This window comes from Psychrobacter sp. W2-37-MNA-CIBAN-0211 (assembly GCF_040309405.1).
GTDB classification, from domain to species: domain Bacteria; phylum Pseudomonadota; class Gammaproteobacteria; order Pseudomonadales; family Moraxellaceae; genus Psychrobacter; species Psychrobacter glaciei.
Genome location: NZ_JBEOOU010000005.1, coordinates 125,374 through 141,606, shown reverse-complemented (window position 1 = coordinate 141,606; position 16,233 = coordinate 125,374). Strand labels below are relative to the sequence as shown.

The following is a 16,233-nucleotide window of genomic DNA, read 5'->3' as shown; positions in this document are numbered from 1 at the left end:
TCAGTGAAAAGTAATATCGAACCATCACGCACTGCTGATACCAATTTTTCTTGTTTGCTGTGCTTGCGCAGACAGAGGCTACAAAAAATTAATATCAGCAATACCGTCGCGTTTCTAGGATATTTTAACTATAGTTGCGAAGTAATTATTCATAACAAATATAATAAGGATGTACCATGGAACTGTTTGACGAACAGCCGACGAAGACCCCAGAGCAAAGGCAAGCGATTTTAGACAATGTACGTTTACCAGCAGACTGGAAAACGGCACTAGCAGATGAATTAACCTCTGATAATATGGATAACCTACGAGCTTTTTTAAAGGAAGCCTATCAATCAGATGAGAGTGTTTACCCACCTGCACCGCTGATGTTCAATGCCTTTAACCTAACCCCTTTATCGAAGGTCAAAGTCGTTATCTTGGGACAAGACCCTTATCATCGTCCAGGTCAGGCAATGGGGCTATCTTTTTCTGTGCCTAAAGCGATTCCCAAGCCGCCGTCACTTAATAACTTACTCAAAGAAATGGCCAATGATATCGGCACCAGTTACTCAGCGCATGGTGATTTAACGTATTGGGCGCAGCAAGGAGTTTTACTCTTGAACAGCTCATTAACGGTGCGAGAAGGTGAGCCGAATAGTCATCAAAATAAAGGTTGGGAGCAGTTTACCGATGCCGTGATTGATGTGGTCAATCAACAAACGGAGCACACGATATTTATATTGTGGGGCAGTAAAGCGCAGAAAAAAGGCAAGTATATCGATACTGAAAAACATCTGATTTTAACGGCTGTGCATCCTTCACCATTGGCTGCTAATCGTGGTGGATTTTTTGGTTCCAAGCCATTTTCTAAAACCAATGATTACTTGGTACAGTATGGACAAACACCAATTGACTGGCAATTACCACAATAGATAACAAATAATCTAATGATAAATTTACAATCTCATCCGTTAATACCTAGCCAATTGGCCGATATTGAAGTAGAGATGCCACTTGCAAGCAGTACATTTTGGTCGCTGCAAGACGTTAAATGGATGCAAAAAGCATTGCTACTGGCTAAACAAGGGGCGGCACTCGGAGAAGTGCCAGTAGGCGCAGTGTTGGTACACAATCAGCAGATCATCGGGCAAGGCTTCAATGAGCCAATTGGACGCCATGATGCGACTGCTCATGCTGAGATAGTTGCACTAAGGGATGCGTGCGCGCGTTTAAAAAACTACCGCCTGCCATTACAGACAACTTTGTACGTGACTTTAGAGCCCTGTACGATGTGTGTTGGCGCACTCGTTCATGGCCGTGTGGATAGACTGGTCTATGCGGCGAGCGAACCTCGAGCGGGCATGGTTGGTAGTCAAATGAACTTAGCCATGCAGCCTTTCTATAATCATAGTATTCAAGTTGATAAAGGTTTATGCCGTGAGCATAGTAGTCAGATGCTAAAGCATTTTTTTCGTGAACGTCGCCGCGCAGCCAAAAAAAGTAAAAACACTGTCATTAACAATTAGGGTCTGTTGAACATTAAAATATTAGGACTGCTGATCGCTAAAATCTTCCCAAACTAGGCGTAAACCGACGATAATGTCGAGACCTTAGCTAGGGTCTACAACAACGTTTGGGGTGGTTTTAGCATCAGCCTTTCAGGGCAGGGCTATTTTTGCCAATACATGGCGAAATTGTCTAACCTAGAATGACTAGGCGTCAAAAATTTCACTGCGTATTGTCTACAAAATAGCCACTGCCAGTGCCACATTTGAATGTTCAGCAGACCCTAAAACAGACATTCAACAAGATATCAGTCTTGTGGCTAGTGATAGCGTGGTTTTTTTGCTATAATATCGCCCTATTTGATTGCTAATAAGTTAGTGATCTAACAAACAGTTGATAATTATGTAAATATTGCGTTGTTAATGTTGCATAAGTAGCATTCTAGCTAATATGCTTTTTAATATAAAAGCAGCCATATAAGCAGTGCCTACTATTAAGTGATAAGTGAGTCCTATGACCGTCTCTACACCTACTAATGATAATAGCCAAGCGCAGCCAGTGCGTTATCCTGTTATTTGTATTGACGGTCCAAGTGGCGCAGGCAAAGGCACAGTAACTTGGCGTCTGGCACAAGCATTGGGTTATCAGCTGTTAGATTCAGGCGCTTTATATCGCATCGTTGGTCTAAAGGCGTTTGAAGCAGGATTGATTACTGCCGATGCTAGCAAAGCGATTGATGAGATGGCTGTATTGCATCTGACACAAAGCTTAGATATTGCTTTTGTGCCTAACAATGAGTCAGGTCGTGTCGATATCATCGTGAATGGCGAAGCAGTAGGTGAGCAAGTACGTAACGAAACGATTGGTGGTTACGCCTCACAAGTGGCTGTCTATCCAAAGGTTCGTAATGCCTTGCTAACGCTACAACAAGACATGGCAACTCGTTCAGGCCTAGTGGCTGATGGTCGCGATATGGGTACGGTGGTGTTCCCAGATGCTGACGTTAAAGTATTTTTGACTGCCAGCGCGGAAGCACGTGCCAAGCGCCGTGTCACACAGCTAATGGAAGCGGGACAAGTAGCAGATTTTGAGGCAATATTAACGACGATTAAAGCCCGTGATGATCGGGATGAAAATCGTACGACAGCACCATCAAAGCCAGCAGACGATGCCTTAGTATTGGATAGCTCAATGCTAGATGCAAATGCGGTTTATGAGCAGATAAAAAAACACTGCCAGAATCAGGGTGTCTGCTTTAATAGCTAATAGAAACAACATATTGAGCACTAAATAGTTTCCTATATCTTTGATTTTAGTATAAAATTATAGGATGTCGGATAAGCAGTGATTAGAACAACGTTGTCGTTTTAATAACACAAGACAGTTGTTGCTAATGAGCTCTATAAACATTGTGTTTATGAACAATGCGCTTATTAGCAACAAACGTTTTTTTATATGACTATGTAGGATATAAAACCAGTATTCCGTTTTATATAGTCATAAATTTGATCCGTACTGTGCTGGACAGGATACGGCTATACAAAGGTAGACATAATGGAATCATTTGCTGAACTATTTGAAGCGAGCATCGAAGAAACAGGTCTTGATATCGAGCGTGGCTCGGTTATCACAGGTACTGTTGTAGCCATCGATAGTGATTGGATTACAGTAGATACTGGTCTTAAGTCTGAAGGTATCGTCGCTCGTGAAGAGTTTTTAAGCGAAGAAGGCGAACTTGAAGTTGAAGTTGGCGATAGTGTCGATGTTGTGGTTGAAGCGGTTGATAACGGTATGGGTCAAACCTTGCTGTCACGCGAAAAAGCCAAACGCGTTGAGACTTGGAATTTCCTTGAGAAAATCTCTGACAATGATGAGATCGTTAAAGGTATTATTTCTAGCAAAGTTAAAGGCGGCTTTACCGTAGATATCGGTTCAGTACGCGCGTTTTTGCCAGGTTCATTGGTAGATGTACGTCCTATCCGTGATACCACGCATCTTGAAGGCAAAGAGCTAGAATTCAAAGTCATCAAACTTGATCAAAAACGCAACAACGTTGTGGTTAGCCGTCGTGCAGTTATGGAAGCTGAAAACTCAGCTGAGCGCGAAGAGCTATTGAACAAGCTTGAAGAAGGTATCGAGATTGAAGGTATCGTTAAGAACCTTACTGATTACGGTGCATTCGTTGACCTAGGTGGTATCGATGGTCTATTGCACATCACTGACATGGCATGGCGCCGTATCAAGCACCCATCTGAGGTGGTTGAAGTTGGTCAAGACCTAAAAGTTAAAGTATTGAAGTTTGACCGTGAGCGCAATCGCGTTAGCCTAGGTCTAAAACAACTTGGTACTGATCCTTGGGATAACGTTGGCGGCACATACCCAGTGGGTAGCGTTGTTAAAGCACGCGTTACTAACCTAACTGATTATGGTTGTTTTGCTGAGATTTCTGAAGGCATCGAAGGTCTAGTACACGTGTCAGAGATGGATCATACCAACAAAAACATTCACCCATCAAAAGTTGTTCAAGTGGGCGATGAAGTTGAAGTAATGATTCTTGATATCGATGAAGAACGTCGTCGTATCAGCTTAGGTATCAAACAAACTCTAGCCAATCCATGGGATGAGTTTGATAAGAAACATGAGCGCGGTGATAAAATCACTGGCACGATCAAATCAATCACTGACTTCGGTATCTTTATCGGTCTAGACGGTGGTATTGATGGTCTGGTTCATCTATCTGATATCTCTTGGAACGAAACTGGCGAAGATGCTATCCGTAACTACAATAAAGGTGACACCGTTGAAGCAATGGTATTGTCTGTAGATGCAGAAGCTAACCGTATCAGCCTAGGCGTTAAGCAGTTAAGCTCTGATCCATTCAACGAATACCTAGTCAACAATGACCGCGGTGCTATCGTTAATGGTAAAGTGAAAGAAGTGGACGCTAAAGGTGCTACTATCGAACTTGCTGACGAAGTAGAAGCTTATCTACGTGCCTCTGAGATCCAACGTGACCGCGTTGAAGATGCTACTAAGCATCTAACGGTTGGTGATGATGTTGAAGCTAAAATCATCAGTGTTGATCGTAAAACACGCAACATCAACTTGTCTATCAAAGCGAAAGACGAAGCTGAAGAGCGTCAAGCGATTAAAGATCTTGGTAGCACTAGCACGACTGCTGCTCCAGGAACTGATGCACAGCCAAAAACAATTGGTGACTTGATCAAAGAACAAATGCAGTAAGTTGCTAAGCTATTGATATAAAAGTAATGTAAAAAAAGCGACTCCGGTCGCTTTTTTTTATGATTAAATTTGTATAACGTGGTCAGTAATAGAAGTTTTTGCTCAAACAGACAAACTCTTATTTCCATTTATCCTAATATCCGCTATCATTTGCAACATTGAGTAACAATATATCAGTCAGATCTAGTTTTATATAAATAATATCGGCTTATAGAAGCAGCTGTGACTTTAGATGTTTCTAAGTTAATTCAGTATAATGCTATAAATAGTCACCGTAAAAACCAGATTTTGACTGACAATCATTTTATCCATTAATCAACAGGGCAAGCGTCATAATGCAGCAAGCGATTAACAAATCCGAATTTATCAGTAATTTGAGTGCGAATTGTGAAAATATAACTGACACAGTTGTAGATGATGCAGTACGTGAAATATTAAATTTGATGACCCATACTTTAGCCAATGATGGTCGGGTAGAGGTTCGTGGGTTTGGTAGTTTTTGTCTACATCATCGCCGCGCTCGTATGGGGCGTAACCCAAAAACAGGAGAAAGCGTGCCTGTACCTGCCAAAGCTATTCCGCATTTTAAGCCGGGTAAAGCACTACGTGAAGCCGTAAATGATAAAGTAGCAAATAACTAGTAGTGGCTCTATTAGTATTGGTCATAGATGTGTTAATTGATGATGCACTCTAGAATGCTATCTTTAAACTGTTAGCTCCATTCAAAACTGAGGTATCTTTCATGCGCTTTTTACTGTTTGTATTACTGTTTTTAAGCTTTGCTTATTCGCTTGGCTTGGTATTGGCAAATAATACTGAGGTTGGCGTAAACTTGCTGTTCTCACAAGCACCGACGATGAATTTGGGGTTGCTACTGATACTCTGTTTAATACTCGGTATAATTATCGGTATTTTGCTAGCATTGCTTATCTTCCGTGTCTTACAAAATAAGTGGGAAATCTCACGCCTTAACAAGGCCAACAATCATTTGCAAGAGCAATTGACCCAAGCCAATGTCGTTATTGATCGTCAAGCAAATGCACCAACAGTAGAAGATGCGGTCTACGGGACAACGGCGACTCAGACTCAAGATACAGCAGTTAATATAGATGAAGGTTCTACTTTGATTAAGCATAAGCGAGAATAAGTGGCTTGATAATGGCGGCGCGGCTAATTTTAAAAATATAATGCTTTGATAACTCTGATATATGGCAAAACCATGAATAATATAACTAACTCTCCAGTCATCGTTGCTTTAGATAACATGACTTTAGATGCATCCTTGGCGCTAGCTGACCAATTAGACCCAACGTTATGTCGATTAAAAGTGGGTAAAGAGCTATTTACTCGTTGTGGCCCTGATATCGTCAAGGCATTGCATCAGCGTGACTTTGAGGTATTCTTGGACTTAAAGTTTCACGATATTCCCAATACCACGGCTCAAGCGGTATTGGCGGCAGCTGAGCTTGGCGTATGGATGGTTAATGTCCATGCAAGCGCGGGCTTAGAGGCGATGTCATTGGCCAAACAACGCCTATTAGACGGTAATTTCGAGACCTTGTTGATTGCCGTCACTGTGCTGACTTCTATGGACAATCAAGCATTGATGCAAACGGGCATCACGGACGGTTTAGATGCGCAAGTAAGCCGACTAGCACAATTGACCAAGCAAGCTGGTCTAGATGGTGTGGTGTGTTCTGCCCAAGAAGCAAAAGCGCTTAAGGCTCTATGTGGTAAAGACTTTAAGCTGGTCACGCCTGGCATCCGACTCGCTGAGGACAGCGCGGATGATCAAAAGCGTATTTGTACGCCGAGTCAAGCATTGATGGAGGGTTCTGATTATCTGGTCATTGGACGCTCTATTACCCAAGCACAAAATCCTACCGCTAAACTACAAAAGATACTTCAAAGTATTTGAGTTTGAATAGATGTTAAGAAAAAAAGACAGCCTAAATGGCTGTCTTTTTACTTTTTGATGGACAAGGAAAAGCTGCTACACTACTTAAATTTATGCTTACAACCTTTCTGAAATATAATGGCCATATCAAAAATGTTCATCTAACTAAATATGAATATTACTATTATGAGCGTTTATCGCTAATTAGATTTTTAATAATAACGCCACTAAATGATGTTGGATAATATGAAATTACAGATATTAAGTGACTTACACATTGACAGCTATGCCCGGCAATTGCATCCGATGGGGCATATTCCTAAGACCGATGCAGACATTGTATTGGTCGCTGGTGACACCGCTAATAGTGATAGCGGCATGCCGTGGCTACAAGAGCAAGCTGCACGTTTACAGGTACCGCTTATTACCATCGCGGGAAATCATGAGTACTTCAAAGAAGATGTGCTAAATTTCGATCAGAAGTTAGCAACATGGGATAATTACGATGAAACCTTAGCCAAAGGCATGCGCGTGCTCCAGTGTCAGCATATTGACATCGGAGAAGTACGCATCTTAGGGTGTACGCTGTGGACTGATTATCAGTACCAAGCGAATGAGGACACTATGGTCGCTGCTAAACGCTTTATGCGGGACTATACGCAAATATATGCTGGTGATCAGCTATTCTCACCTGAGCTGTCTATGCAATTGCATGCTGAGCAGCGTCAATGGTTACAACAAGCCTTGATAACCGCGAAAAAACTGGGCAAAAAAACGATAGTGATGAGTCATCATAGCATCAGTGCGTTATCAGTGTCTGAGAAGTATGCTAGCCTACCCAGTAATGCAGCGTTCGTCAGTGATTTATCTGGCTGGATGCATGAAACTTGGGCGCCTACGCTGTGGGTGCATGGACATACGCACGAAGCATTTGACTATCGTATTGGTAATACCCGAGTGATTGTCAATCCACGCGCTTATCCAAATGAGGTGAGTAGTACAGCATTAGCCTTTGCTTGGGATAAAGTCATTGATATTGGTTGAGCCGTTTTTCATATAAATACGTTGGATCGCTAGCAATGGCTTAGCGCATTCTGAAATAGTCTATCATTCATCATTAGTTTTAAAAGTCCGTTCATTCTCGCTGCTTATATTGCAACTGGATTTATATTTTGTTCATTCCTGATAAAAAATCTGCTAGGCTTGCTAGCATGAGCAAATATCCTATTAATACCCAGTCAAAACTATCCGCAGATAAGCTTGCGAGTCACACGCCAAGTGCGCCTGCGCCGTCACACTTACCTGATAGCATGATCTCTTCGGTCAGCTTATTACCTGATAATAAGCGACTGATTTTATTTACTAGGCACTCTCTACGCGAGCGTTCTGATGGTAACGGTTTTGCCAGTTATCAGTTGCCACTCACGCCTAAAGGTCGCATATTGGCCAAGTCCTGGGGACGTTGGCTAGCAGGACACCTGCCGTATTCGCTTGATGTCGATAGCATCTCAAGTCCGATTGGGCGCTGCATTGATACGGCACAATTGATGCAAGAAGGGGCGGGGTTACAGCGTCATATTGCTCATCAATCATTGCTGGTGGAGCCGGGCAGTCTAGTTACTGAACCTGAGATTGCCAATGTCGTATTCAAAGAAATTGGTGTGCTCAACTTTATTAATCGTTTTTTACAAGGCAATCTTGAAGGGACTAAAAATGCCTATCAAGGTGGTCTTGATATTTTATCGCTCTTTTATCAACATCAGCCGCAGCATGGGCATCTGATGCTCGCTGTTAGTCATGATACTTTGTTATCAGCTTTTTTGGCGGTAATGCTTGATGTGACCGAAATCGATTGGAATGATTGGCCTAAGATGATGGAAGGGGTGTTTTTATGGTTCGATGATAAGCCCTTTGATCAGGCAAATGCTTATTTTGTCTGGCGTGGTGAGGTTTATATACGTCCTGTTAGTACTTTGTTAGACGGTTACCGTGCTGCTGGCTTTCATCCTAGCAAATTGTTGCTGCCACCAAAAGTGAAGTGGACTTAATTTTTTAAGGGGTTTTATGCTTATTGAGCATAAATTTGACCCATTCATCTCAAAAATAGAAAATCAGTCGAATTTTATTTTTTATCCCTCTGTTCGGCTTTTACCATAAGAAAACTGAGAACGATTACCCACACTGCGACCATGTTTCCATAATTGCATGCCATGTGATAGCTGGTTGCTCTCCCATGCTTGTAAGGCTTTAGGAACGTTATGACTATGGTCAACGAGTGCCTCTACCAACGAAATAGCGTTTGCTGCTGCTTTTGCTGTACCCGCTGCTGTATGAGGCCGAGGAATAAAAGCGGCATCTCCTATCAGTGCCATTCTATCGAAAGCCATCTGCGGCACTGTTAAGTCTAAAATCGACTGTACAAAAGGCTCTTTAGTCGCGGCTACTAATTTTTTGAAGGGGTTAGCGAGTACAAGATCTGCGTAGCTTCGCATTGCTCGATCAACAGCAGGCGACATCATTCCTGGCGGCACAGAATGTATTCTAAATTTACTGTTTTTGTCGGTAAGTATATGAGCTAACTCCGTTTTCTCATCATAGTTAACGTACCAAACCCAGTTAAATCGGCGTTTTCCTGGAACCAGCGATTCGTTTTCACCAGGAATGACGTAGGCCAAAATATGCGAGTTTGGAAAATCATAAAATACAAACCGTTCAGTAAATATCTTAGCCACTTCTGGCGCTAAGTCAGCTTCGTCGATCAAACCTCTATAAGCCACGTAACCTGCGTATTGAGGCTCATAAGTGGGCAAAAGCTGTTGGCGCACAGTTGAATTTGGCCCGTCAGCACCAATCAATAAATCTCCAGTTTCACAAGAGCCATCAACAAAAACAGCTGTTACCTTAGCGCCTTTTGATTGTACCTGCGCTAATACTTTACCTTGATGATAATGCTTATCTGGAAAGTGTCTTCGCATCGAGCGATAGAGAATATTCCAAGAGGTGAGCGTCTGACGCATGGCCATTTTTTCAATTGAGCCATTTTTTTGCAGATAATAGCGCTCAAGAGCATCGACGCCTAGCTTGTCTGTCGCAATTCCCGCCTTTTTAAGAGCAGTCACGACATCAGCTTGCAAAACAACACCACCGCCTCTGCTATCCAAATCATGAGCAGAACGCTCGTAAATATCTACTTGCCAGCCAATAGAACGTAATAGCGTCCCTGAAAACAGCCCAGCTAACGAACCACCGATCACGATTGCACGCTTAGTCATTGATTCCACTGAGCCTCTCCTAAATATCTATGTACAAAAAAGAATAGCATAAAAAAACCTTGCCCCAGTATTAGAACTAGTGACAAGGTTTTTTTATGCTTACGGTCTAAACAGGACAAATCTTAAGCTTGAAGGCCTTTGATTGTTTTGTTTAGGCGGCTCTTACGACGAGCAGCTTTATTCTTATGAATAATACCTTTGTCAGCCATACGATCAAGAACCGGTACCGCTTTTTTGTAAGCTTCGGTAGCCGCGTCATAATCTTTAGCTGCGATTGCCGCATCAACACGTTTTAAGTAAGTACGAACCATAGAGCGTTGTGACGCAGAGTTCTGACGACGTTTGGTGTTTTGACGGGCGCGTTTACGAGCTTGTGCAGTATTAGCCACGCGTATCTCCTTGATAAAGACAGATAAAAATATGAATGTTGATTGCAATAATGGGTTTAACAATCATCGGTGACGAGCAGCCTCTCGCCAAACATGATGTCGATGTCTGATATTAATAGGGTATCTAATATCAATAGATCATCGCAAGCGTCAGAACTGTTTGGAATAATTAAACAGCGTTGACGTGTAAAGCCGGTTATCTTAGCAAATTATTGCGCTTAGAACAATATATTTGATGGTTAATGCTCAAAGTAGTTAGACTATTTGCTAATATTTTACTTTATTAGGCTATTAAGAGCAAAGTCAGTTGCCAAGTCATACCTATCACTGACAAAATCTCTTACAATAAACTGTGCTTAATGAGCTCAGTTATCTGTTAATTTAGGTATGATAGAGGAGCAATCTGTCTTTACGGATATGTCTTCTCATAATCATGGATTTTCTAACATTATATAAATGGATAAGGTATGCAGCGAAAAGCAATTATGATTGGCGCGACAGGATTGGTGGGGGAACACCTTGTCAAACAGTTGAGTGAGCTTTACGACACGTTGATTGTGATTGCACGGCATCCGCCACGCTACATCAATGCCAGTATGCGCTTTTATCAGGTCAATGACTTTGACAATCTAAGCGAAATATTTGTCAGTGTGGGTGTTGATCGAACGACAGATGCCTTTAGTTGCCTCGGCACCACAAAAAAGCAGGCTGGCAGTGACGAAGCGTTTCGAAAAGTCGATCATGATTATAATATGAACTTTGCCAAACTATGCCGCGATAAAGGCGTCGAAAATTTCTTTTTATTGTCTTCAATGAATGCCGATATCGACAGTCGGTTTTTGTACAATCGAGTAAAGGCTGAAACTGAACAGTCAATTAGCGCATTAGATTTTGCGCAGCTAGTGATTTTTCGTCCGTCATTGTTACTTGGCAAACACAAGGGACGTCCCCTTGAAAGCCTTGGTCAAAAAGCCTTTAAACTTATTTCACCGTTATTGTCAGAGTCTTTATCGTTGCATCCCATTTCTGCCAAACGCGTCGCTAGTGCAATGGCGATGAGCGCCAATGATATTTATCAGCGTAGTAAATACCGTACGGAACCGCTAATTAAGCATACTAATATTATCGAAAATAAGCAGATGCTGGCGATGACCAGAGTGAAAAAATAGCCTAAGTAGTATATCAAAAAAAGTTAAAATCAATCATAAGTAGTTAGGGAGCTTGATCATGTCAGACACGATGCCAGAATCAACCGCGATGAATAAAGAGAACTTTGTGACCTGTGATTTATTGGATGCCAATCCTGAGTCGCAGGTATGTCTGCCTAATATCGAAGGCAAGTCGTTTCATCGTTTTGGTGGCAAAGACAGATTTTGCGGTGAAATCGTGACGGTGAAATGCTTTGAAGACAATAGCCGTGTAAAGTCATTACTGAACAGCGATGGCAAAGACAAAGACGGTAATGGCAAAGTATTGGTGGTCGACGGTGGTGGCTCAATGCGTTGCGCGCTGTTAGGCGATATGATTGCGCAGTCAGCGATTGATAATGATTGGGCAGGGGTCGTGGTATACGGCTGTGTTCGTGATGTCGATGATATGGCAGCAATGGACATCGGGGTCATGGCGCTTGGTTGTATCCCTCGTAAATCAAATCGCCGCGATGAAGGCCAGACCGACATTGAAATTAGCTTTGGTGATTTGACACTAAACTCTGGTATGTTTGTCTACGCAGATAATAATGGCATTATCGCTAGCGACAAGCCATTAATTTAAAAACAGCTTATAATTTAAAAACAGCTTAATGAATATAACTTAAAAACCTCAGGTTAACCGTTGAGGTTTTTACATTTAATCATCCTGTCTTTATGTACGAATATGATTTTTATCAACTATTTAGCTGTTGGTTTTTTAATAAAAATGCTAAGTGACAAACCGTTACGGCATAAATTTTGGTAATTGCTGAAATATTCGTATAATAGCTTTCTGACTCTTAACATTGATCCTATCCTTTATGCCTATCACTGCTTTGACTGACGCCTTTGACCCGATTAACCAGCAGTTGTTTCCTATCCAGAATGCCCAGCGGCGTTGGCTGGCTCCTGTGCATGGGGCCGTCAGCAGTTTATGGTTGGCAAGTCTAGTACAAACACCGTTATGGAATGTTGCTGACCGTTTGAAGGTTGTGGTAACCCGTGACCAAAACCAGCTCAATCAGATAGAGACGGAATTGGCATTTTGCGGGGTCGATGCTTATGTGTTCCCCGATTGGGAGACACTGACTTATGATGAGCTGTCACCGCATCAAGATATCGTCAGCGAACGTATCAATCTATTAACCGATATGCCAGCGTCAGGCGTGCTGCTCATCTCGGTACAGGCGTTGATGCATCGGGTCGCCCCGCCAAGTTGGCTGATTGGGCAGCATTTTGATTTGAGTGTGGGTGATCGATTTGATATCAACACTCAACGTGGTCTATTGGCAAAGGCAGGTTACCGTGCGGTTGAGAATGTCTTTGAGCCGGGCGAATTTGCCGTACGCGGTAGCATCATTGATATCTTTGCGATGGGTCAGCCGTTTCCACTACGCCTAGACCTATTTGACGATGAAATCGACACTATTCGCTTTTTTAATCCGCAGACCCAGCGGACGTTGACCGTTGATGACCTTAAAACGATGATGAGTGGTAATGACAGTAGCATGGGCAAAGAGTCACTATCGCTACTGCATAAACTACCAGATATCTCAAAGCCTATTGAGCAATTCCAAATCCTACCGGCGAAAGAGTTTCCGCTCGATGAAGGGCGTGAGACTTTCCGCACCAACTTTGCTGCCATGTTCCCTAGTGCCAGCAGCCGTAAGTTTGAGCTGCATAAAGATGTGATGGCAGGTATCGCCAGTAGCGGATTAGAATACTACCAACCATTATTTTTTGATTTAAAGGATTGGGAGGCGGAGAGTAGCTTATTTGCCTATTTACCAAGCGATACGCTATTTATAACAGATGAGCTAATTAACGAAAAGCAAGCAGATTACTGGTCACAGATTCAGCGCCGTTATGAAGAGCGTCGTCATGATATTGACAAGCCTATTGTCGCCCCTGAATTGTTGTATTTATTATCAAATACTTTAAACGAGCACCTCAACCACTATCCACGCGTGATTTTAAGTGCGCGCAATGAGCTGGCTACCATGACGGATGTCGCTGCGATTGATAGCGATGATGCGTTATTAGAAGATGATTCATTGTTAGAGGTTGAACAACAGTCAGATTCACAGTCACAACTGCCACTTGTGGCAAATAAACAGCAAGGATTGGTGACGTTAAGCGCGCTAGAGCCGCCGCAATTATCAGTGAATCATCAAAAAGCTGAACCTCTCACAGAGTTATTAGAATTTTTAGCGCTACAAGCGCAAACGGCGACACCAGTATTAATCGTTGCCGAAACAGCAGGTCGCCGTGAGATTCTGATTGAGCTGTTTAAAGGTAAAATAGACATCAAAGCTTATGATAGCTTTGAGGCATTTTTAGCAGCTGATAAAACTACTGGGCTTAATGCTAAAAAGCTACCACAGGTTGGGCTAACCGTTGCACCCATTGAACGCGGGGTATATGTCCCTGAGCGTTTGGTATTGATTAGTGAGACACAATTATTTGGTCGGCAAGTACTGCAAACGCGTCGTCGTCGTCAAAGCGGTGTGTCAGAAGAGTTTTTGGTTAAGAGTGTCACCGAGATAACCGAAGGCAGCCCTGTGGTGCATATTGAGCACGGTATCGGTCGCTATAATGGTCTGATTACACTAGATGTGGGTGATGGCGAGCAAGAGTTTATTCATTTGAAATACGCTGATGATGCCAGTATTTATGTGCCAGTCGCCAATCTACAAATGATCAGTCGTTATAGTGGCGGTGATCCTGCCTTAGCACCGCTACATAAAATCGGTAGCGGCAAATGGGACAAAGCCAAGCAAAAAGCTTTGGAGCAAATTCATGATGTCGCTGCTGAACTGCTCAATATGCAAGCAAGGCGTGAAGCTAAAGTCGGTATTCATTTTAAAATCGACTCATCACAGTATGAGCTGTTTGCCAGTCAATTTGCTTTTGAAGAAACACCCGATCAAGCTAATGCTATCCATGCCGTTATGGAGGACATGAGGCAAAACCAACCAATGGATCGCCTTATCTGCGGTGATGTGGGTTTTGGTAAAACTGAAGTCGCTATGCGCGCTGCGTTCATTGCGGTTAGTGCTGGCTATCAAGTAGCCGTATTGGTACCGACGACTTTGCTGGCAGGTCAGCATGAAGACAATTTTCGTGATCGCTTTGCTGATTGGCCGGTACGAGTCGAAACGCTGTCGCGTTTTGGCGGTAAAAAGCATCAAGATACGGTATTGGCTGACTTGACGGCTGGTAAAGTTGATATTGTTATCGGCACTCATAAATTATTACAGCCCGATGTGAAGTTTTCTAATTTGGGCCTGATGATTGTCGATGAAGAGCATCGCTTCGGTGTGCGTCATAAGGAGCGTATCAAGGCGATTCAGACCGATGTAGATAGTATGTCGATGACAGCGACACCAATCCCTAGAACGCTTAATATGGCGCTCTCTGGTATGCGTGATATGTCGATTATTGCTACGCCACCTGCTCGTCGTCTGGCGATTAAAACCTTTGTCATGCAAAAAACAGAAGCATTAATGAAAGAGGCTATTTTGCGCGAGTTACTGCGTGGGGGACAGGTGTATTTGCTTCACAACGATGTTGCCAGTATAGAGCGTATGGCTGAGACCATTCGAGAGCTAGTACCAGAGGCGCGAGTAGGGGTCGCTCATGGTCAAATGCAAGAGCGCCAACTTGAACAGGTAATGCAGCAGTATTATCATAAAAAATTCAACGTCCTGATATGCTCGACCATTATTGAAACCGGTATTGACGTGCCGAATGCCAATACCATTATTATTGAGCGCGCTGACAAGTTTGGCTTGGCGCAATTGCATCAGCTGCGTGGTCGTGTAGGTCGTAGCCATCATCAAGCGTATTGTTACTTACTTGTACCGTCTATTAAAGGTCTCAAAGGTGATGCCAAGCGACGCTTACATGCCATTGAACGCGCCAATACACTGGGTGCAGGTTTTATGCTGGCAAGTGAAGATTTGGAGATTCGCGGTGCTGGTGAGATACTTGGTAAGCAGCAAAGCGGTAATATGCAAGCGATTGGCTTCAGTTTATATATGGACATGCTGGAGCGCGCGACAAAAGCGATTAAAGCGGGTAAAGAGCCCGATTTGAGTACGCCATTGTCACTGACCAGCGAGATTAATCTGCATAGCTCGGCATTGATACCAGAAGAGTATTTACACGATGTGCATCAGCGTTTGTTGTTTTATAAACGTATCAGTAATGCCGATGATAAAGAAGCGCTCACTGATATCCGTACCGAAATGATTGACCGCTTTGGCATATTACCCGATCAAACCAAGCAGCTTTTTGCCATTCACGGACTGCGTATACAAGCCGAGCCACTGAAGATTAATAAAATTGATGCCAATAGTAATAGTATGACGTTGGAATTTGCGCCTGATACACCCGTTGATGCGTTAGCGATTATTAAATTGATTCAGAGCAATGGTCAGCGCTATCGTATGAATGGTGCTTCTGGTATTCGTTACCAAGATGCCGATAAACTGGCAACACCGCAGCAGCGCGTCACTGTGATCCAAGAGCTATTACGCTACTTTAGTGAGCATATGGTGACAGAGCCTGTTTAGCTTTGTTCTAAGCAATTGCTTAGCAGGTACAGGCGTCAACTATGCTACGCCAAACGAACATTCCAAGGCAATCAGTCAGGGTGCTATTTTATCAACTGGATAACTGATAAAATAGCGACATTCTATATTTAGCCTATTATCTTTATACAGTCGATTCACTCTAAAAATCATCCCAGC

Annotated in this window: 14 protein-coding genes; 12 read left to right on the top strand and 2 right to left on the bottom strand. The window is 42.9% G+C overall.

Annotated features, from left to right (window positions below; all coding sequences use genetic code 11):
• Positions 1-176: 176 nt before the first annotated feature.
• The 9 genes from AAEY72_RS07520 (at position 177) to AAEY72_RS07480 (ending at position 8,676) form a co-directional block, all read left to right on the top strand.
• Complete coding sequence (locus AAEY72_RS07520) at positions 177-914, top strand: uracil-DNA glycosylase (RefSeq protein ID WP_010200131.1); 738 nt, start codon at positions 177-179, stop codon at positions 912-914.
• A gap of 15 nt (positions 915-929) precedes the next feature.
• The gene (tadA, locus tag AAEY72_RS07515) at positions 930-1,508 is read left to right on the top strand and encodes a tRNA adenosine(34) deaminase TadA (protein WP_352310080.1); all 579 of its coding nucleotides are present in this window, start codon (positions 930-932) and stop codon (positions 1,506-1,508) included.
• A gap of 493 nt (positions 1,509-2,001) precedes the next feature.
• Entirely contained in the window at positions 2,002-2,754 is a 753-nt protein-coding gene (gene cmk, locus AAEY72_RS07510; protein ID WP_352310079.1) for a (d)CMP kinase, read from the top strand.
• A gap of 288 nt (positions 2,755-3,042) precedes the next feature.
• Complete coding sequence (gene rpsA / locus AAEY72_RS07505) at positions 3,043-4,731, top strand: 30S ribosomal protein S1 (RefSeq protein WP_189580689.1); 1,689 nt, start codon at positions 3,043-3,045, stop codon at positions 4,729-4,731.
• Positions 4,732-5,066: 335 nt separating this feature from the next.
• A complete protein-coding gene (locus tag AAEY72_RS07500; protein WP_010200120.1) occupies positions 5,067-5,372 on the top strand; it encodes an integration host factor subunit beta in 306 nt (101 codons plus the stop codon).
• A 101-nt stretch (positions 5,373-5,473) separates the two neighbouring features.
• Positions 5,474-5,878, top strand: a complete 405-nt coding sequence (locus AAEY72_RS07495) for a lipopolysaccharide assembly protein LapA domain-containing protein (RefSeq protein ID WP_352310078.1) — start codon at positions 5,474-5,476, stop codon at positions 5,876-5,878.
• 72 nt (positions 5,879-5,950) lie between these two features.
• Positions 5,951-6,649, top strand: coding sequence for an orotidine-5'-phosphate decarboxylase (gene pyrF / locus AAEY72_RS07490; RefSeq protein WP_352310077.1), 699 nt, complete (start codon positions 5,951-5,953; stop codon positions 6,647-6,649).
• Positions 6,650-6,874: 225 nt separating this feature from the next.
• Positions 6,875-7,672, top strand: a complete 798-nt coding sequence (locus tag AAEY72_RS07485) for a metallophosphoesterase (protein WP_352310076.1) — start codon at positions 6,875-6,877, stop codon at positions 7,670-7,672.
• A 167-nt stretch (positions 7,673-7,839) separates the two neighbouring features.
• A complete protein-coding gene (locus AAEY72_RS07480) occupies positions 7,840-8,676 on the top strand; it encodes a histidine phosphatase family protein (protein WP_352310075.1) in 837 nt (278 codons plus the stop codon).
• An 81-nt stretch (positions 8,677-8,757) separates the two neighbouring features.
• On the opposite strand, the gene AAEY72_RS07475 is transcribed toward AAEY72_RS07480, so the two are convergent.
• Positions 8,758-9,900: an FAD binding domain-containing protein gene (locus AAEY72_RS07475; RefSeq protein WP_352310101.1), complete on the bottom strand. Its 1,143-nt coding sequence runs from the start codon at positions 9,898-9,900 to the stop codon at positions 8,758-8,760.
• Between the two features lie 122 nt (positions 9,901-10,022).
• Complete coding sequence (gene rpsT / locus AAEY72_RS07470) at positions 10,023-10,289, bottom strand: 30S ribosomal protein S20 (RefSeq protein WP_010200097.1); 267 nt, start codon at positions 10,287-10,289, stop codon at positions 10,023-10,025.
• 467 nt (positions 10,290-10,756) lie between these two features.
• Here rpsT and AAEY72_RS07465 point away from each other — a divergent pair, with 467 nt between their 5' ends.
• The 3 genes from AAEY72_RS07465 to mfd all read left to right on the top strand — a co-directional run bounded on the left by AAEY72_RS07465 (position 10,757) and on the right by mfd (position 16,056).
• A complete protein-coding gene (locus tag AAEY72_RS07465; protein WP_189580705.1) occupies positions 10,757-11,458 on the top strand; it encodes an NAD-dependent epimerase/dehydratase family protein in 702 nt (233 codons plus the stop codon).
• Positions 11,459-11,546: 88 nt separating this feature from the next.
• The gene (rraA, locus tag AAEY72_RS07460; RefSeq protein ID WP_352310100.1) at positions 11,547-12,062 is read left to right on the top strand and encodes a ribonuclease E activity regulator RraA; all 516 of its coding nucleotides are present in this window, start codon (positions 11,547-11,549) and stop codon (positions 12,060-12,062) included.
• Positions 12,063-12,300: 238 nt separating this feature from the next.
• On the top strand, positions 12,301-16,056 hold the full coding sequence (gene mfd, locus AAEY72_RS07455) for a transcription-repair coupling factor (RefSeq protein WP_352310074.1): 3,756 nt from the start codon (positions 12,301-12,303) through the stop codon (positions 16,054-16,056).
• The last annotated feature ends 177 nt before the right edge of the window (positions 16,057-16,233 follow it).